We start from the raw sequence: 19,605 nt of genomic DNA on the forward strand, positions 1-19,605 counted from the left end.
TACATGGCACGTTTCTTCCGTCGTCGTAAATTCTGCCGCTTCACCGCTGAAGACGTGAAAGAGATCGATTACAAAGATCTCAACACTCTGAAAGCCTACGTATCCGAGACCGGCAAAATCGTTCCAAGCCGCATCACCGGTACCAAAGCTCGTTATCAGCGTCAGCTGGCCACCGCTATCAAGCGCGCCCGCTTCCTGGCCCTGCTGGCCTACACCGACAGCCACGGCCGCTGAGACCGGGCAGTCGACACGTAGCAAAGGATTGAATGCATGCGGGCCATAGCTGAGTTCATCATGCGCGGCCGTATGCAGGCCACTCTCGTAGTGGCTGGATGCGCGGCGATGCCGTTGTTGTATTGGTTGGGTGCTGCCGCCGGATGCCTTGTGCTCCTGCGGCGCGGATTGAGGGACGCCCTGGGCGTTCTTGCTCTGGGACTGCTGCCGGCATTGGCCTGGTGGCTTTACTCCGACGACCCACGGGTACTTCTGGTGCTGCTGGGGTCTGCGAGCCTTGCGTTGGTTTTGCGCGCAAGCGAGTCCTGGAACCGCGTGCTGCTGGTCAGCATAGCGATGGGAGTGGTGTTTTCAGTGGTGTTGGGGACAGCTTTTGCTCCCCAGATCGAGATGCTGGCGCAGGCTTTGATCAAAGTCATGCCGTCGCTACTCGGCGATGTCTACCAGAAGTTGTCGGTAGACGAACAAGCGCGTTTCGCGTCCCTGATTGCACCGGTCCTGACCGGCCTGATTGCGGCGTTGTTGCAAATCGTCAGCTTGCTGAGCCTGCTTGTCGGGCGTTACTGGCAGGCGTTGTTGTACAACCCGGGCGGTTTTGGTCGCGAGTTTCGCGCCATCCGCTTCCCGCTGTTGCCGGCGATGTTGCTGCTGGCGTGCATGCTTCTGGGGCCGAACATCGGTCCGCAGATGGCCATGTTGACGCCGTTGTGCAGCGTACCGCTGGTGTTCGCCGGGCTGGCCCTGATTCACGGGCTGGTGGCGCAGAAGCGACTGGCCAGGTTCTGGCTGGTGGGGTTGTACGTGACGCTGTTGCTGTTCATGCAACTGATCTATCCGTTGCTGGTGGTCTTGGCCATCGTCGACAGCCTGATTGATTTTCGCGGTCGTTCGGCACCGAAAGATGCCGATAACGCGAACGGTGAAGGTTAAAAGTTAAGAGGATTTTCACATGCAACTGATCCTTCTGGAAAAAGTCACCAACCTGGGCAACCTGGGTGACAAAGTGAACGTTAAGGCTGGTTACGGTCGTAACTACCTGCTGCCTTACGGCAAAGCTACCGCTGCGACCCCAGCCAACCTGGCTGCGTTCGAAGAGCGTCGCGCTGAGCTGGAAAAAGCTGCAGCAGATCGTAAATCGTCGGCTGAAAGCCGCGCTGCCCAACTGGCCGAGCTGGAAGTGACCATCACTGCCACCGCTGGCGACGAAGGCAAGCTGTTCGGTTCGATCGGTACTCACGACATCGCTGACGCACTGACCGCCTCCGGCGTTGAAGTGCAGAAGAGCGAAGTTCGTCTGCCGAACGGCACCATCCGCAACGTAGGCGAATTCGACGTAGCCGTGCACCTGCACGCCGAAGTTGAAGCCACCGTACGCGTTGTCGTGGTAGCAGCTTAAGCAGCACTTGTCGGCTGGCACCCTCGGGTGCTTGCCGGTAACATCGGGCACGATCCTGTTTACAGGTCGTGCCCTTTGTCTTTCTGAAACCCCTGCTTTTTATCACCAAGAATCAAGTGGCCATGAACGATATCTCCGCTCCTGAGCAATACGATCTGCAAACCGCCGCGCTGAAAGTGCCGCCGCATTCCATCGAAGCCGAACAGGCTGTACTCGGTGGTCTGATGCTGGACAACAACGCCTGGGAGCGTGTGCTCGATCAAGTCTCCGACGGCGATTTCTATCGACATGACCACCGTCTGATCTTCCGCGCGATCGCCAAGCTGGCCGATCAGAACATGCCGATCGACGTCGTGACCCTGTCCGAACAACTGGACAAGGAAGGTCAGACTTCACAGGTCGGCGGTCTCGGTTACTTGGGCGAACTGGCGAAAAACACCCCGTCCGTCGCCAACATCAAGGCCTATGCACAGATTGTTCGCGCACGGGCTACCTTGCGGCAGTTGATCGGCATAGCCACGGAGATTGCCGACAGCGCCTTCAATCCGGAAGGTCGTACGGCTGAAGAGATTCTCGACGAAGCCGAACGGCAGATCTTCCAGATCGCCGAGGCCCGGCCAAAAACCGGCGGCCCGGTAGGTGTCAACGACCTCCTGACCAAGGCCATCGACCGCATCGACACCTTGTTCAATACTGACAACGCTATCACCGGGCTTTCTACTGGCTACACTGACCTCGACGAGAAAACCAGCGGCCTGCAACCTGCCGACTTGATCATCGTTGCCGGCCGTCCGTCCATGGGTAAAACCACCTTTGCGATGAACCTGGTGGAAAACGCCGTGTTGCGCAGCGACAAGTGCGTACTGGTTTACTCGCTCGAGATGCCAGGCGAGTCGCTGATCATGCGTATGTTGTCGTCCCTGGGGCGGATCGACCAGACCAAGGTTCGTTCCGGTCAGCTGGAGGACGATGATTGGCCGCGTCTGACCTCGGCGGTCAACCTGCTCAATGACCGCAAGCTGTTCATCGACGATACCGCCGGCATCAGCCCGTCGGAAATGCGCGCCCGAACCCGACGTCTGGTCCGTGAGCATGGCGATGTCGGCCTGATCATGATCGACTACCTGCAATTGATGCAGATTCCAGGTTCAGGCGGCGACAATCGGACCAACGAGATTTCCGAGATCTCCCGTTCCTTGAAGGCACTGGCCAAGGAATTCAACTGCCCGGTAGTGGCATTGTCCCAGCTCAACCGCTCCCTGGAGCAGCGACCGAACAAACGCCCGATCAACTCCGACTTGCGGGAATCCGGAGCGATCGAGCAGGATGCTGACGTGATTATGTTCGTGTACCGGGATGAGGTGTATCACCCGGAAACCGAGCATAAAGGCATCGCTGAAATCATCATCGGTAAACAGCGTAACGGCCCGATCGGTACGTCGCGTCTGGCGTTCATCGGCAAGTACACCCGCTTCGAAAACCTGGCGCCGGGTAGTTACAACTTCGACGACGAGTAAGTTATTCGGCACACCAATTTCCGACCATAGCCGTCGGAATTGGTCAAAATTTGTGCTATATTCCGCGCCCGCGAAATTCAATGAAAGCCAACACCGGTTATCGACATGCAAGCAGCCAAGCCGTTATTTGACTATCCCAAGTACTGGGCCGAATGTTTCGGGCCAGCGCCATTCCTGCCCATGAGCAGGGAGGAGATGGATCAGCTTGGCTGGGATTCCTGCGACATCATCATCGTCACCGGTGATGCCTACGTCGATCACCCGTCGTTCGGCATGGCGATCATCGGCCGGTTGCTGGAGTCCCAGGGTTTCCGCGTCGGGATCATTGCCCAGCCGAACTGGCAGTCCAAAGACGACTTCATGAAGCTCGGTGAGCCGAACCTGTTCTTCGGTGTCGCGGCCGGCAACATGGACTCGATGATCAACCGCTACACCGCGGACAAGAAAATCCGTTCCGACGACGCCTACACGCCGGGTGGCCTGGCAGGCAAGCGTCCTGACCGCGCCAGCCTGGTTTACAGCCAGCGCTGCAAGGAAGCCTACAAGCACGTGCCGATCGTGCTCGGCGGCATCGAAGCGTCCCTGCGCCGCATCGCCCACTACGACTACTGGCAGGACCGTGTGCGCAACTCGATCCTGATCGACGCCAGCGCCGACATCCTGCTTTACGGCAACGCCGAGCGGGCCATCGTCGAGGTCGCCCAGCGTCTGTCCTACGGTCACAAGATCGAAGACATCACCGACGTGCGCGGCACCGCGTTCATCCGTCGTGACACGCCACAAGGCTGGTACGAAGTCGACTCAACGCGCATCGACCGTCCGGGCAAGATCGACAAGATCATCAACCCGTACGTGAACACCCAGGACACCCAGGCCTGCGCCATCGAGCAGGAAAAGGGTCCGGTTGAAGATCCGCAGGAAGCCAAGGTCGTGCAGATCCTGGCCAGCCCGCGCATGACCCGCGACAAGACCGTGATCCGTCTGCCGTCGGTGGAAAAAGTCCGCAACGATGCGGTGCTCTACGCTCACGCCAACCGCGTGCTGCACCTGGAAACCAACCCGGGCAACGCCCGTGCGCTGGTGCAGAAGCATGGCGAAGTGGACGTCTGGTTCAACCCGCCACCGATTCCGATGACTACCGAAGAAATGGACTACGTGTTCGGCATGCCTTACGCCCGTGTTCCGCACCCGGCGTATGGCAAGGAAAAAATTCCTGCCTACGACATGATCCGCTTCTCGGTGAACATCATGCGTGGCTGCTTCGGCGGCTGCACCTTCTGCTCGATCACCGAGCACGAAGGCCGGATCATCCAGAACCGTTCCCATGAATCGATCATTCGTGAAATCGAAGAAATTCGTGACAAGGTTCCCGGTTTTACTGGCGTGATCTCCGACCTTGGCGGCCCGACCGCGAACATGTACCGCATTGCCTGCAAGAGCCCGGAAATCGAATCCGCGTGCCGCAAGCCATCCTGCGTGTTCCCCGGCATCTGCCCGAACCTGAACACCGACCACTCGGCGCTGATCCAGCTGTACCGCAGTGCCCGTGAATTGCCGGGTGTGAAGAAGATCCTGATTGCATCCGGCCTGCGCTACGACCTCGCGGTCGAGTCGCCGGAATACGTCAAGGAGCTGGTGACTCACCACGTCGGTGGCTACCTGAAGATCGCCCCGGAACATACCGAGGAAGGTCCGCTCAACCAGATGATGAAACCGGGCATCGGCAGCTATGACAAGTTCAAGCGCATGTTCGAGAAGTACTCCAAGGAAGCGGGCAAAGAGCAGTACCTGATTCCGTACTTCATCGCGGCGCACCCGGGCACCACCGACGAAGACATGATGAACCTGGCCCTGTGGCTCAAGGGCAACGGCTTCCGTGCCGACCAGGTGCAGGCGTTCTACCCGTCGCCGATGGCCACCGCCACCGCGATGTACCACTCGGGCAAGAACCCACTGCGCAAGGTCACCTACAAGAGTGACGCGGTGACCATCGTCAAGAGCGAAGAGCAGCGTCGTCTGCACAAGGCGTTCTTGCGTTATCACGACCCGAAAGGCTGGCCGATGCTGCGTGAGGCCCTGACCCGCATGGGCCGCGCCGACCTGATCGGGCCGGGCAAGAACCAGCTGATTCCTTTGCACCAGCCGTCGACCGACAGCTACCAGAGCGCCCGTCGCAAGAACTCGACGCCGGCCGGCAGCCACAAGGTTGCAGGGGAAAAGACCACCAAGATCCTGACCCAGCATACCGGCCTGCCACCACGTGCCAGCGATGGCGGCAACCCGTGGGACAAGCGTGAACAGGCCAAGGCTGCGGCGTTCGCCCGCAACCAGCAAGCGGCCAAGGAACGCAAGGACGCGGCCAAGGGCAAAGGCCCCAAGCCGACGCGTAAGCCTGTCGTGCCGCGCTAAACCTCGCTTGAACTCAACAGAACGCCAACCTTCGGGTTGGCGTTTTGCATTTCTGAGCCGCGGAAAATTAGCGTACTGGGCTGAAAGCAGTGTTGGAGCTACCGGCCTCATCGCGAGCAAGCTCGCTCCCACAGGTATTTGCTGTGAACACACAACTGAGGCACAACCCCGGCCATTGTGGGAGCGAGCTTGCTCGCGATGAGGTCAGTGGTGGTGGCGAATCTGCCGCGCAACGCCACAAATACGTGCGACTGCATCTAACCAATTTCCCGCATCGCCCGATTTTGGTGCTGTACTGCCTCCAGTAACCGGAGAAAGCGCCAGCGCTGCTGGATGGCATAAGTCTTGCGCGCTTTCCTATACGTTCAAGGCTCGCAGGAGGCACGCCGTGTCGATTCATGTCGCATTGCACCACGTCACGCATTACCGCTATGACCGCGCTGTCGAGCTCGGCCCGCAGATCGTTCGTCTGCGTCCCGCCGCTCACAGCCGCACGCGGATTCTGTCTTATGCGCTGAAAGTCTCCCCCGAACAGCACTTCATCAACTGGCAGCAGGACCCTCAGGGCAATTATCTGGCGCGGCTGGTGTTCCCGGAGAAAACCGAGGAATTGCGAATCGAGGTCGATCTGCTGGCAGAAATGGCGATCTTCAATCCGTTCGACTTCTTTCTCGAGCCCTATGCGGAAAAGATCCCCTTCGCCTATGCCGCCGATGAGCGCAAGGAACTGGCGCCGTACCTGGAAACCTTGCCCCTGACGCCGAAGTTCAAGGCCTATCTGGACGGCATCGACCGCACACCGTTGCCCGCCGTGGATTTTCTCGTCGCACTCAACCAGCGCCTGAGCGAAGACATCGACTACCTGATCCGCATGGAGCCCGGTGTACAAACACCTGAGCACACCCTCGACCAGGCCTCCGGTTCGTGCCGCGACTCCGCTTGGTTGCTGGTGCAACTGCTGCGCAACCTGGGGCTGGCGGCGCGTTTCGTGTCGGGTTACCTGATCCAGCTGACCGCCGACGTCAAAAGTCTCGACGGTCCCTCCGGCACCGAAGTGGATTTCACCGACCTGCACGCCTGGTGCGAGGTGTATTTGCCCGGCGCCGGCTGGATCGGCCTGGATGCGACTTCCGGGCTGTTTGCCGGTGAAGGGCATATTCCGTTGGCCTGTAGTCCCGATCCGTCCTCTGCGGCGCCGATCAGTGGCTTGGTGGAACCCTGCGAGTGCGAATTCAGCCACGAAATGTCCGTGGAGCGGATTTGGGAAGCGCCGCGGGTCACCAAGCCCTACAGCGACGAACAGTGGCTGGCGATCCAGGCCCTGGGCCGTCAGATCGATGCCGACTTGCTGGAAGGCGATGTGCGCCTGACCATGGGTGGCGAGCCGACCTTTGTGTCCATCGATGATCCGGACGGTGCCGAGTGGAATACCGCGGCACTGGGGCCGGATAAGCGGCGGTTGTCCGCTGAACTGTTCCGGCGCATGCGCAAGCATTACGCGCCCCAGGGGCTGGTGCATTTCGGGCAGGGCAAGTGGTACCCCGGCGAGCAACTGCCGCGCTGGTCGCTCAATTGCTACTGGCGCCGTGACGGCGTGCCGATCTGGCACAACATCGCGCTGATCGCCGACGAGCAGGAAGACTACGGCGCGGATGGCGCACTTGCCGGGCGATTTTTGGCGAGTGTCGCCGAACGCCTGAAGATTCCGACACGCTTTGTGTTCCCAGCCTACGAAGACAATTTTTATTACCTCTGGCGCGAAGGGCTGTTGCCGCAAAACGTCAGCGCCGAAGACTCGCGTCTGGAAGAACCCCTGGAACGGGCACGCCTGCGCAAAGTATTCAGCCAGGGGCTGGACAAGGTCATCGGCCAGGTCCTGCCGCTGGCGCGCACCGCCAAGGGCGACCAGTGGCAGAGCGGGCGCTGGTATCTGCGCGACGAGCACTGCCGCCTGGTGCCGGGGGACTCGCCGCTGGGTTATCGCTTGCCGCTGGGGTCGCAGCCTTGGGTGAAAGCGGCGGAATATCCGTTCATTCATCCGCAAGACCCGAATCAAGACTTCCCGCCGCTACCCGACACTGCGCAACTGCAAAGCCAAAGCGAAGCTGCCGAGGTACAAGAGCGCGCGCCGAAGCTCGACGAATCCGCCGACTGGCTGACCCGTACTGCCTTCTGCGCCGAAGCGCGGGAAGGCCGGTTGTACCTGTTCATGCCGCCGCTGGAGCGGGTCGAGGATTACCTCGAACTGGTCGCTGCCATCGAAGCCACCGCCGAAGAGTTGCTGTGCCCGGTGTTGCTTGAGGGCTACGAGCCGCCGAGCGATCCACGCCTGAGCAACTTTCGCATCACCCCGGATCCGGGGGTGATCGAGGTCAATGTGCAGCCGTCCGCGACCTGGGATGAATTGGTCGAGCGCACCGAATTTCTCTACGAAGAAGCGCGCCAGACCCGACTGACCACCGAGAAATTCATGATCGACGGCCGGCATACCGGCACGGGCGGCGGTAACCATTTCGTGCTGGGTGGCGCGACCCCGGGGGACTCGCCGTTTCTGCGTCGCCCGGATCTGCTGCGCAGCCTGATCAGCTACTGGCACAACCATCCGTCGCTGTCCTACCTGTTTTCCGGATTGTTCATCGGCCCGACGTCCCAGGCACCCCGCGTCGATGAAGCCCGCAACGATGCCTTGTACGAACTGGAAATTGCTTTCGCACAAATGCCTGAAGCGGGTGAGGAATGTCCGCCATGGCTGGTGGATCGACTGCTGCGCAATCTGCTGATCGATGTGACGGGCAACACTCATCGCGCCGAGTTCTGCATCGACAAACTCTATTCGCCGGATGGTGCCACCGGGCGCCTCGGATTGTTGGAGCTGCGTGCATTCGAGATGCCGCCCCATGCGCGCATGAGCCTGGCGCAACAATTGTTGCTGCGGGCGCTGGTCGCGCGGTTCTGGCGCGAGCCCTATGCGCCGCCGAAACTGGCGCGCTGGGGTACGGAGCTGCACGATCGCTTCCTGTTGCCGCACTTTATCGAGCAAGACTTCGCCGATGTCATCGTCGACCTCAACGCCGCCGGTTATCCGGTGTGGGCCGAATGGTTCGCCGCGCATCTGGAGTTCCGTTTTCCCAAGGTTGGCGACTACGCCGTCAGTGGCATTGCGCTGGAGTTGCGCCAGGCGCTCGAGCCCTGGCACGTGCTGGGCGAAGAGGGCGCCATGGGCGGTACGGTGCGTTACGTGGATTCGTCGCTGGAGCGTTTGCAGGTCAAGCTCAGCGGCTTGCCGCCCCAGCGTTATCTGCTGACCTGCAACGGCGTGCCCGTGCCATTGCAACCCACCGGGCGTGTAGGCGAATTCGTTGCTGGCGTGAGATTTCGTGCCTGGCAACCGGCCAACTGCCTGCAACCGACCATCCCGGTCCACGCGCCCCTGGTGTTCGACTTGCTCGATACCTGGATGCAGCGTTCGTTGGGCGGCTGCCAGTACCACGTCGCCCACCCGGGCGGGCGCAATTACGACAGCTTGCCGGTGAACGCCAATGAAGCGGAGAGCCGGCGAATGGCGCGCTTCTTCCGCATCGGACACACGCCAGGGAAACTTCCTATACCCAATCTGGAAATCAGCGACGAGCTGCCGATGACGCTCGATTTGCGACGTTTCTAAACCGTACGCGACGCTCGGATTTTACGTATATCCGGGCGTCACGAGCCTGCGTTAGTCTGACCGTTCATTGCTGTCTGCCGAGCTTTCCATGCCTGACCTGCTAGACCGCTACCCGCTGACGGCGGGCACCTATCACGAACTGCTCGACGACAGTGGCGCCGTGCGCCCGCACTGGCGCCGGTTGTTCGAGCAGTTGCAACGCAGCACGCCGGCGCAACTGGTGCAGCGTCAGGCCCTGCTGACCCGGCAAATCCAGGAGAACGGCGTTACCTATAACGTTTATGCCGATCCCAAAGGCGCTGACCGACCATGGGAACTGGACCTGCTGCCCCATGTCATTGCCGCCGAGGAGTGGGAGCACCTTGCGGCCGGCATCGCGCAACGGGCCAGGTTGCTCAATGCCGTGCTTGCTGACCTTTACGGTCCGCAACGGCTGATTGCCGAAGGTCTTTTGCCCGCCGAGCTGGTGTTCGGTCACAACAACTTCCTTTGGCCCTGTCAGGGCATCAGCCCGCCTGACGGAGCCTTTCTGCATCTGTATGCCGTGGATCTGGCGCGCACACCCGATGGCCGCTGGTGGGTGACGGCGGATCGTACCCAGGCGCCTTCGGGAGCCGGGTATGCGCTGGAAAACCGCACGATTGTGTCCCGGGCCTTTCCCGAGCTGTACCGCGATCTGAAAGTGCAGCACCTGGCCGGGTTCTTTCGCACCTTGCAGGAAACCCTCGCTCGTCAGGCCCCGAACGACGGGGACGCACCGTTGGTGGTGCTGCTGACGCCAGGGCGTTTCAACGAAAGCTATTTTGAACATCTGTACCTCGCTCGCCAGCTCGGCTACCCACTGGTGGAGGGCGGCGACCTCACAGTGCGCGATGCGACGGTCTACCTGAAGACCCTGAGTGGTCTGCGCCGGGTTCACGCGATCATGCGCCGGCTCGACGATGATTTCTGCGACCCGCTGGAGCTGCGAACCGACTCAGCCCTCGGCGTGCCGGGCCTGCTGGAAGCAGTGCGGCAGGGGCGGGTGCTGGTGGCCAACGCCCTCGGCAGTGGTGTGCTGGAATCGCCGGGGTTGTTGGGGTTTCTGCCGAAGATCAATCAATTCCTGTTCGGCGAAGAGCTGATCCTGCCGTCCATCGCCACTTGGTGGTGCGGCGAAGCGTCGGTATTGGCCCAGGCCCTGGAAAAACTGCCGGAGCTGCTGATCAAACCGGCGTTTCCGTCCCAAAGCTTTGCACCGGTATTTGGCCGTGATTTGGGTGAAAAACAGCGCCAGGAACTCGCCGAGCGCATGCAGGCACGGCCTTACGCTTATGTGGCACAAGAACTCGCGCAATTGTCCCAGGCGCCGATCTGGCAAGCTGAAGACGGTCAACTGCAGCCCCGTGCCATCGGCATGCGCGTGTATGCGGTGGCCAGCCGCGAGGGCTACCGGGTGCTGCCCGGTGGCTTGACCCGGGTCGCCGCGCAAGCCGATGCCGAAGTGGTGTCGATGCAGCGCGGCGGCGCCAGTAAAGACACCTGGGTGCTGGGCGATCGTGCGCCCAGCGGCGAACAATGGAAGGCCCAGCGCAATATCGGCGTGCATGACCTGGTGCGGCGCGATCCATACCTGCCGTCGCGGGTGGTAGAAAACCTGTTCTGGTTTGGCCGTTACTGCGAGCGTTGCGACGACAGCGCCCGTTTGCTGCGCATCATGCTGGCGCGCTATGTCGACGGCGACGACCCGCAAGCCCTGCAGGCTGCGGTGGATCTCGGTGAACGGCTGATGTTGTTACCCGATGAGGGCGAATTGCCGGAGCGCCTGTTGGCGGCGCTGCTCGGCGATGACTGGCCGTTCAGCCTGCGCTCCAACCTGCAACGCTTGCAGTGGGCTGCTTCACAGGTGCGCGGCAAACTCTCGCGGGAAAACTGGCAGGCACTGGTGGAGTTGCAGCGTGAAGCCATGGAGCTGGAAACCGAAGAGCCGGATTTCGGCGAGTTGCTGGATTTCCTCAACCGTCTGGTGATGTCCCTGGCGGCACTGTCCGGCTTTGCCCTGGACGACATGACCCGGGACGAAGGCTGGCGTTTCCTGATGATTGGCCGGCGGCTCGAGCGTCTGCAGTTTCTCAGCGGCAGCCTGGCGGCGTTCCTGCGGGGCGCCGGGGCTTTCGATCAGGCCGGCCTGGAGTGGTTGCTGGAACTGGGCAACAGCAGTATCACCTATCGTTCTCGATACCTGGCGGTGGCACAGATGATCCCGGTGCTCGACCTGTTGTTGCTCGACGAGCAGAACCCTCACGCCGTGTTGTTCCAGTTGAAACTGGTGACCCGCACCCTCAAGCGCCTCAACGACGACTTTGGCGTGCCGCGCGAAACGGCGCTGCCGCAATTGGTCGAGCGTCTGGCGCGATTCGATCTGGGCTGCCTGGAAAACCCGCTGTTCGGCGACGCGAGTGTTCGCGCCGCCATCGAAGGGCTGGCCGCGCTGCTGCAAGAGATCGCCGACGCCGGCGGGCAGGTTTCCGATCGCCTGGCGCTGCGGCATTTCGCCCATGTCGACGATGTCAGCCAGCGCACGGTGTCCGTCTGATGAGCGCCCACTACCAGATTTTCCACGACACCCATTATCACTATGACAGCCCGGTGTCCCTGGCCCAGCAATTGGCGCATTTGTGGCCGCGGCCTTGTGCCTGGCAGCGCTGCACCGACCGGCAATTGCAGATCAGTCCGCAGCCGACCTCGCGTCGCGATGAACTGGATGTATTCGGCAATCCGCTGACCCGGCTGGCGTTCGAGCGTCCCCACGATGAATTGCTGGTCAACGCCAGCCTGACCATTGAAGTGCTGCCCCGACCTGCGTTGGACTTCAATCGGTCACCAGCGTGGGAACAGACCCGAAGCGCGCTGACCTACAGCAGCCAACCGCTGTCGCCCGAGCTACTCGAAGCCTGCCGATACCGGTTTGAATCGCCGTATGTGCATTTGAAGAAAAACTTCGTCGAGTTTTCGCAAAGCTGTTTTCCGCCCGGTCGAGCGTTGTTGCTCGGCGTGCAGGCGCTGATGGAGAAAATCTTCAGCGAGTTCACCTTCGATGCCGAAGCGACCCAGGTGGCGACGCCGCTGGTGGAGGTGCTGGAGCGCCGACGCGGGGTCTGCCAGGACTTTGCCCACCTGATGCTCGCTTGCGTACGGTCCCGTGGATTGGCGGCGCGGTACATCAGCGGCTACCTGCTGACCCAGCCACCGCCGGGTCAGCCACGGCTAATCGGTGCTGATGCGTCCCACGCCTGGGTCTCGGTGTTTTGCCCGGTGCTGGGGTGGGTGGATTTCGATCCGACCAACAATGTGCAACCGGCGCTGGAGCACATCACCCTGGCCTGGGGCCGGGATTTTTCTGATGTGTCGCCATTGCGGGGGGTGATTCTGGGAGGAGGGAACCACGATCCGGAAGTGCGCGTCACAGTGATGCCACTGGATTAACGCAGGTCCCCTGTAGGAGCGAGCTTGCTCGCGAAGAACCCGAGAGCGCCGGGGTGTCAGACTTGCAGCGTTATCGTTAACGACCATCGCGAGCAAGCTCGCTCCTACAGAGGATCGGCAGCAAAGCTGCCAACCCTGGACACAGATCCGGTGGGCCTGATCAGATCATCGGGCCCTGAGGGTCTCAGGCGTCGGGCGCCTGATCTTTCGGTGCTTCAACATCACTTTCTGCGGCCACTTCACCTTCTGCTTCCGGGTTCAGTGCGGCTGCTTCTTCTTCAGCTGTAGCTTTCTTGCGCTGAAGCTTTTCCTCTTTCTTCTGCTCCTTGGCCAAGTCTCTTTGACGTTTGGCGAAGGAATAATTAGGTTTGGCCATGGGCGATCCTCTGGGGTCGAAGGTGAGGTTGAGCGGCGCATATTCTGCCCTGTATCGGTGCCAAGCCGTTAGCTGGGTTTTTGCTCGGCCCATTTTGGCGCTATGGACGGTTGCCAGGCATCCAGAGCATCGATCAGGGTTTGCGGCGATTCGCTCACTTGCAGCATGTCACGGTGCTGCCCGCGAACGAAGCCTTCGCCGACGATATGATCGAGAAAAGACGTCAATTTGCTGTAGAAACCGTTCACTTCCAGCAAACCCAGCGGTTTGCCGTGGTAGCCGAGCTGGCCCCAGGTCCAGACTTCGAACAGTTCTTCGAGGGTGCCAAGGCCACCGGGCAGCGCGATAAAGGCATCGCTGAGCTCGGCCATCCGCGCCTTGCGCGCGTGCATGCCATCGACGACTTCCAGACGAGTCAGGCCGCTGTGGCCGATTTCCTTGTCCTTGAGGCTTTGCGGGATGATGCCGATCACTTCACCGCCGGCCGCCAGCGCGGCATCGGCGACGATGCCCATCAGGCCCACGGCGCCACCGCCATACACCAGAGTCAGCTTGCGCTCGGCCAACGCCCGGCCAAGGGCCACGGCTGCTTCGCGGTAAGCCGGGTTGGTGCCGGTGCTGGCACCACAAAATACACAAACGGATGTTAAAGACATGCCTTGCTCCTTGGTCGATCAGGGCCACAGAGTAAAGGCAGGCGCACGCCACTCCAAGGGCTAGACTTGGTGTTCCGGGGTTTCGTACGTACCGCTGGCACCGCAGGCGTAGGCGGCCAGCAAACTGCACAACAGGCTGTTGATCGACATGACAGACATTCCATTTGAAGGGGGACGGCCTGATGATAGGCCCGGGCCAGACACTTGGCCGGTAGATAATTTGCATCRGCGTCATAGCCCGAAAGTTGTATACAATTTTTGATTCAAGTCATATGAACTTGCGAAGTTTTCAGGCAGTCTTCTGTTCATTCGCGATTTCGTTAACCCTGCCTTGGAGATTCACCATGTTTGCCAAACTTGTTGCGGTATCCCTGTTGACACTGGCCAGCAGCCAATTGATGGCTGCCGAGTGCAAGACCACCATTGACTCCACCGATCAAATGTCCTTTAGCACCAAGGCCATTGAAATCGACAAGAGCTGCAAGACGTTTACCGTGGAACTCAAGCACTCCGGCAGCTTGCCGAAGAACGTCATGGGCCATAACTGGGTGCTGAGTAAAGAAGCCGACATGCAGCCGATCGCCACCGACGGCCTGAGCGCCGGTATCGACAAGAACTACCTGAAGGAAGGCGACGCCCGCGTGATCGCCCACACCAAGATCATCGGCGCTGGCGAGACAGACTCGGTGACCTTCGATGTGTCCAAGCTGGATGCCGCTGAAAAGTATGGTTTCTTCTGCTCGTTCCCGGGCCACATCTCGATGATGAAAGGCACCGTGACCCTGAAGTAATTGAATCGCAGTCATAAAAAAAGCGTCCGTAGTGGACGCTTTTTTTTGCGCTTGTAGGAGCTGCCGCAGGCTGCGATCTTTTGATCTTGAACATCAAAAGATCGCAGCCTCGTTTTACTCGACAGCTCCTGCACGCTCCTGCGCGCAGGCGTTACGGCGCAAACGGCATCACCCGCTTGTGATGGGTCTTGTTGTACGTATCAACAATGATCCTGAACGCCTCTTCACGCACCGGGTTGCCGTGCAGGAACGCGTCGATCTCGGCGTAGGTCACGCCGTGGGAAGCTTCGTCCGGTTTACCGGGCGACAGGTCTTCGAGGTCGGCGGTCGGGACTTTCTCCACCAGCGACTCCGGCGCGCCGAAGCTGCGGGCGATGGCGCGGACCTGGTTTTTCACCAGGCCACTCAGTGGCGCCAGGTCGCAGGCGCCGTCACCGAACTTGGTGAAGAACCCCATCACCGCTTCCGCCGCGTGATCGGTGCCGATCACCAGGCCATGGGCCGCGCCGGCGATGGTGTACTGGGCGACCATGCGCATGCGTGCCTTGGTGTTGCCGAGCACGAAGTCCACCGACACCGCATGTTTGCCTTCGAAGGCCGCGACTTCATTGGCCAGGGACTTGACCGCCGGGCCGATGTTCACGGTGTGGCGCTCGTCCGGCTTGATGAAATCCACCGAAGCCTGGGCGTCGTGTTCATCGAACTGGGTTTCGTAGGGCAGGCGTACGGCGATGAATTTGTACGCGGCATCACCGCTGCGCTGGCGCAGTTCACGGACGGCCCGCTGGGCCAGCAGACCGGCGGTCAGGGAGTCGACCCCGCCACTGATGCCCAGCACCAGGGTCTTGAGCCCTGAGTTGACCAGGCAGTCCTGAATGAAGGTCACCCGCCGGGCGACTTCGGCCTCAAGGGCGGCTTCGTCGGCGAATGGCGGCTGGACCTTGAGCTGTTCAGCAATCTCACGCTGTACGGCTTGCATGAATTCACTCCTTGCTTGATGTACTTGAAAGGGCGGCAGGAACCTGGAAAACGTGTCGCAGGTAAGCGACGAAATTCGGGTCTTTACAGTGCGTCTTGCCTGGCTCGTCGGAGATCTTCGCCACCGGCTGGCCGTTGCAGGCAGTCATTTTAAGCACGATGCTCATCGGTTCGACACCCGGAATATCACAGGTCAGGTTGGTGCCAATGCCGAAGCTGACATTGATCCGACCGCGCAGCGCCCGGAATATTTCCAGGCACTTGGGCAATGTCAGGCTGTCGGAGAAGGTCAGCGTCTTGCTCATCGGGTCGATGCCGAGCTTGTGATAGTGGGCGATGGCTTTTTCCGCCCACAGCACCGGATCGCCTGAATCGTGGCGCAAACCGTCGAAAAGCTTGGCGAAAAACAGATCGAAATCGCCGAGGAAGGCATCCATGGTGATGCAGTCGGTCAGGGCAATCCCCAGCAGGCCACGGTATTCGCGGACCCAGCAATCGAGTGCGGCGATCTGGCTGTCGATCAGCCGTGGGCCGAGTTGCTGGTGCGCCATGATCCATTCGTGGGCCATGGTGCCCAGGGGTTTCATGTCCAGTTCCCGGGACAGGTGCACGTTGCTGGTGCCGACGAAGCGTCCGGGGAAGTCGTGCTTGAGCACATTCACCACTTCTTCCTGCACGCGGTAAGAAAAACGTCTGCGCGTGCCGAAATCGGCCACCTGCAATTCGGACAATTCATCGCTGCTGGCATTGGCGCTCAGCCAGTCGAACTTGCGGTAGAGCTGCTCGCGGGCCTGCTCCAGCACGACTTCGCGGTAGCGATAGCGGTTGCGCACCTCGCTGACCAGCGCCAGCAGCGGCACTTCGAACAGGATCACATGCAGCCAGGGGCCCCGCAGGCGGATAAACAGCTCACCGTTTTCGAGGCCGGTGTGGATGTAGCGCAGGTTGAAGCGAAACAACCCGAGAAAACGCAGGAAGTCCGGCTTCAGGAAGCTGATGCGCTCGAGAAAGCTCAACTGGTCGGCGCTCAGGCTCAACTCGGCCAGGCGCTCGATCTGGAAACGGATTTCCGCCAGATAGGGGCGCAAATCCTCGCTGTTACGGCAACGAAACTCCCATTCGACTTCGACGTTCGGGTAGTTGTGCAGCACCGCCTGCATCATCGTCAGTTTGTAGAAGTCGGTGTCGAGCAGGTTCTGCACGATGCGATCGGCAAACACACTCTCGCTCATAACGGGAATCTCCAGCGTTGCAGCGGTATTGAACAATGGCGCTAGTGGCGCATATCAGCAGGCAGAATTGCCAGCAATTTCTTGGAGCGCAGCGGATCCCTGTGGGAGCGAGCTTGCTCGCGATAGCGGACTGACAGTCAATTGAAGCATTGAATGTGATGACGTCATCGCGAGCAAGCTCGCTCCCACAGGGGATGTGCAGGGGCTTAATGTTGCACTGCCTCTGGGCTATCGATCTGCTCCAGCATCCACTTCACAAAGTCCCGCACCTTGGGCACTTCCGCCGAGTGCTCCGGGTACGCAAGGTAATAGGCATCGCTGCTGGGCATTGCATGCTGCCAGGGAATGACCAGCTTGCCGTCAGCCAGTTCCTCTTCCACCAGAAACCGTGGTAACAACGCCACGCCGCAGCCAACCTGGGCGGCGCGGATGCACATATAAAAGGTTTCGAAGCGAGGGCCGTGGTAACTGTGCTCGGTGTGGTAGCCCTGATGGTCGAACCAGTCATGCCAGGCCTGGGGGCGGGAAGCATTTTGCAGCAGGACCAGGTCAGTCAGTTGCGTCGGATCGGTAAACGGCGTGTCTGGCAGGCTGCCCGGCGCGCACACCGGCACCAGCTCTTCGCCGAACAGCTTCAGGCATTCGGTGCCCGGCCGTGAGCCCTGGCCGAAGTAGAACGCCAGGTCGCTGCGACCTTGCAGCAGATCGTCGGCCTCCTGTTCGCTGCACAGGTCCAGGTGGATCGACGGGTGCCGCAGGCGCCAGCCTTTCAGGCGCGGCACCAGCCAGCGTGCGCCGAAGGTGGGAGGCGTCGAAACCCGCAGGACTTCTGTTTCGCCACCGTAGGAACGCAGGTAATGGGTCGACATCTCGACCTGCGTGAGGATTTTTCGCACCTCAACCAGATACAGATCACCGGCCGGCGTCATCTGCAGGCGGCGGCGCACCCGGCGAAACAACAGGTGTTGCAACAGCTCTTCGAGTTGCGCGACCTGTTTGCTCACGGCGCTTTGGGTCAGGTTCAACTCTTCGGCGGCCCGGGTGAAGCTCAAATGCCGGGTGACGGCCTCGAAGCACTGCAACGCAGCGATCGATGGCAAGTAGCGTTTATTCAGCATGGGCGGTCCTTGGTTCTTGTTTCTTATTGCCAGCAATGCACAGCATGAATAAACGGAATGATATCTCTCTTAAAGGTCGTTTGTTGAGTAACCTCCGGGCAGCTAAAACTACAGGTCTGATCAGCCGTGAATTTCTGGCTGCACGTGTTCTGTCTTTTGCTTGAGGAGTGACCCATGGTTGCCGCATTGCTTGATCGTCTAGGTGTGAACCCGGCCCTGTACCAGAACGGCAAAGTGCCGGTGCACTCGCCGATCGATGGCAGCAGGATCGCTGCCGTGAACTGGGAAGGCGCTGCTGAAGTCGAGCAGCACATCAGTCGCGCAGATCATGCGTTCGAACTGTGGCGCAAGGTTCCGGCGCCGCGCCGTGGCGAGCTGGTGCGGCAACTGGGTGACATCCTGCGTGAATACAAGGCCGACCTCGGCGAGCTGGTGTCCTGGGAGGCCGGCAAGATCACTCAGGAGGGCCTGGGTGAAGTTCAGGAAATGATCGACATCTGCGACTTCGCCGTCGGCCTGTCCCGTCAGCTGTACGGTTTGACCATCGCCTCCGAGCGTCCTGGCCACCACATGCGCGAAACCTGGCATCCGCTGGGCGTCGTCGGCGTGATCAGTGCGTTCAACTTCCCGGTCGCGGTCTGGGCCTGGAACGCCACGCTGGCGCTGGTCTGCGGCAACCCGGTGATCTGGAAACCGTCGGAAAAGACTCCACTGACCGCATTGGCTTGCCAGGCGTTGTTCGATCGCGTTCTGAAGAACTTCAGCGATGCGCCAGCGCACCTGAGCCAGGTGATTATTGGCGGTCGCGATGCCGGCGAAGCGCTGGTGGATGACCCGCGCGTGGCCCTGATCAGCGCTACTGGCAGCACCCGCATGGGCCGCGAAGTGGCGCCGAAAATCGCCGCACGTTTCGCCCGCAGCATTCTCGAACTGGGCGGCAACAACGCAATGATCCTCGGCCCGAGCGCCGACCTGGACATGGCCGTTCGCGCGATCCTGTTCAGCGCCGTCGGCACCGCCGGCCAGCGCTGCACCACCCTGCGTCGCCTGATCGCCCACGAGTCGGTGAAAGAAGAAATCGTCACCCGTCTGAAAGCCGCGTACTCGAAAGTACGTATCGGCCATCCGCTGGAAGGCAATCTGGTCGGCCCGCTGATCGACAAGCAAAGCTTCGACAACATGCAGGACGCGCTGGAACAAGCCCTGAGCGAAGGCGGCCGGGTGTTCGGCGGCAAACGTCAGCTGGAAGACAAGTTCCCCAATGCCTACTACGTGTCGCCGGCCATCGTCGAAATGCCGGAGCAGAGCGATGTGGTCTGCCACGAAACCTTCGCCCCGATCCTGTACGTGGTCGGTTACAGCGATTTCCAGGAAGCCCTGCGCCTGAACAACGCTGTGCCACAAGGCCTGTCCTCGTGCATCTTCACCACCGACGTGCGTGAAGCCGAGCAGTTCATGTCGGCGGTGGGCAGCGACTGTGGCATCGCCAACGTCAATATCGGCCCGAGCGGCGCTGAAATTGGTGGTGCATTTGGTGGCGAGAAAGAAACCGGCGGTGGTCGTGAGTCCGGCTCCGATGCATGGMRSGKCTACATGCGCCGCCAGACCAACACCGTGAACTATTCGCTGGAATTGCCGTTGGCGCAGGGTATTACGTTCGATTAAGTATTGATTGTGAGGCTGGAAAGATCGCAGCCTTCGGCAGCTCCTACAGGACTGTGACTGGCTGCGATTTTGTAGGAGCTGCCGCAGGCTGCGATCTTTTGGCG

15 protein-coding genes are annotated in these 19,605 nt (G+C 60.6%); 10 read left to right on the plus strand and 5 right to left on the minus strand.

The annotated features are described in order from the left end of the window. The first annotated feature begins 3 nt into the window (after positions 1-3). From rpsR to AC1DVH_RS07065, 8 genes are all read left to right on the plus strand, one after another. Entirely contained in the window at positions 4-234 is a 231-nt protein-coding gene (rpsR, locus tag AC1DVH_RS07030) for a 30S ribosomal protein S18 (RefSeq protein ID WP_002551829.1), read from the plus strand. Positions 235-270: 36 nt separating this feature from the next. Next, positions 271-1,164 carry a hypothetical protein gene (locus tag AC1DVH_RS07035; protein ID WP_477753175.1) on the plus strand — a complete coding sequence of 298 codons (894 nt, stop codon included), beginning with the start codon at positions 271-273 and terminating at the stop codon, positions 1,162-1,164. A gap of 19 nt (positions 1,165-1,183) precedes the next feature. Continuing rightward, positions 1,184-1,630 carry a 50S ribosomal protein L9 gene (gene rplI, locus AC1DVH_RS07040; RefSeq protein ID WP_034149636.1) on the plus strand — a complete coding sequence of 149 codons (447 nt, stop codon included), beginning with the start codon at positions 1,184-1,186 and terminating at the stop codon, positions 1,628-1,630. A gap of 122 nt (positions 1,631-1,752) precedes the next feature. Further along, entirely contained in the window at positions 1,753-3,147 is a 1,395-nt protein-coding gene (gene dnaB / locus AC1DVH_RS07045; RefSeq protein ID WP_477753176.1) for a replicative DNA helicase, read from the plus strand. A gap of 105 nt (positions 3,148-3,252) precedes the next feature. Next, positions 3,253-5,556 carry a YgiQ family radical SAM protein gene (locus AC1DVH_RS07050; RefSeq protein WP_218430973.1) on the plus strand — a complete coding sequence of 768 codons (2,304 nt, stop codon included), beginning with the start codon at positions 3,253-3,255 and terminating at the stop codon, positions 5,554-5,556. 388 nt (positions 5,557-5,944) lie between these two features. Further along, a complete protein-coding gene (locus AC1DVH_RS07055; protein ID WP_477753177.1) occupies positions 5,945-9,220 on the plus strand; it encodes a transglutaminase family protein in 3,276 nt (1,091 codons plus the stop codon). 88 nt (positions 9,221-9,308) lie between these two features. Beyond that, positions 9,309-11,795, plus strand: a complete 2,487-nt coding sequence (locus AC1DVH_RS07060) for a circularly permuted type 2 ATP-grasp protein (RefSeq protein WP_477753178.1) — start codon at positions 9,309-9,311, stop codon at positions 11,793-11,795. Continuing rightward, on the plus strand, positions 11,795-12,685 hold the full coding sequence (locus AC1DVH_RS07065) for a transglutaminase family protein (RefSeq protein ID WP_477753179.1): 891 nt from the start codon (positions 11,795-11,797) through the stop codon (positions 12,683-12,685). Before AC1DVH_RS07060 ends, AC1DVH_RS07065 begins: the two co-directional genes overlap by 1 nt. Before the next feature lie 184 nt (positions 12,686-12,869). On the opposite strand, the gene AC1DVH_RS07070 is transcribed toward AC1DVH_RS07065, so the two are convergent. Then, complete coding sequence (locus tag AC1DVH_RS07070) at positions 12,870-13,061, minus strand: hypothetical protein (RefSeq protein ID WP_110660080.1); 192 nt, start codon at positions 13,059-13,061, stop codon at positions 12,870-12,872. A 68-nt stretch (positions 13,062-13,129) separates the two neighbouring features. Then, positions 13,130-13,717, minus strand: a complete 588-nt coding sequence (locus AC1DVH_RS07075) for an LOG family protein (protein ID WP_477753180.1) — start codon at positions 13,715-13,717, stop codon at positions 13,130-13,132. Between the two features lie 344 nt (positions 13,718-14,061). On the opposite strand from AC1DVH_RS07075, the gene azu reads away from it, so the two are divergent. After that, positions 14,062-14,508 (plus strand): azurin, encoded by a 447-nt coding sequence (gene azu / locus AC1DVH_RS07080; protein ID WP_477753181.1) that lies wholly within the window; start codon positions 14,062-14,064, stop codon positions 14,506-14,508. 151 nt (positions 14,509-14,659) lie between these two features. On the opposite strand, the gene nadE is transcribed toward azu, so the two are convergent. The 3 genes from nadE to AC1DVH_RS07095 form a co-directional block, all read right to left on the minus strand. Then, positions 14,660-15,487: an ammonia-dependent NAD(+) synthetase gene (nadE, locus tag AC1DVH_RS07085; protein ID WP_477753182.1), complete on the minus strand. Its 828-nt coding sequence runs from the start codon at positions 15,485-15,487 to the stop codon at positions 14,660-14,662. Between the two features lie 4 nt (positions 15,488-15,491). Continuing rightward, positions 15,492-16,718, minus strand: coding sequence for a nicotinate phosphoribosyltransferase (pncB, locus tag AC1DVH_RS07090; RefSeq protein WP_477753183.1), 1,227 nt, complete (start codon positions 16,716-16,718; stop codon positions 15,492-15,494). Between the two features lie 206 nt (positions 16,719-16,924). Further along, positions 16,925-17,836 carry a LysR family transcriptional regulator gene (locus AC1DVH_RS07095; protein WP_477753184.1) on the minus strand — a complete coding sequence of 304 codons (912 nt, stop codon included), beginning with the start codon at positions 17,834-17,836 and terminating at the stop codon, positions 16,925-16,927. Between the two features lie 174 nt (positions 17,837-18,010). Here AC1DVH_RS07095 and amaB point away from each other — a divergent pair, with 174 nt between their 5' ends. Further along, the gene (gene amaB, locus AC1DVH_RS07100; RefSeq protein WP_477753185.1) at positions 18,011-19,501 is read left to right on the plus strand and encodes an L-piperidine-6-carboxylate dehydrogenase; all 1,491 of its coding nucleotides are present in this window, start codon (positions 18,011-18,013) and stop codon (positions 19,499-19,501) included. Positions 19,502-19,605: the final 104 nt, after the last annotated feature.

The organism is Pseudomonas sp. P4_C3, assembly GCF_056402075.1.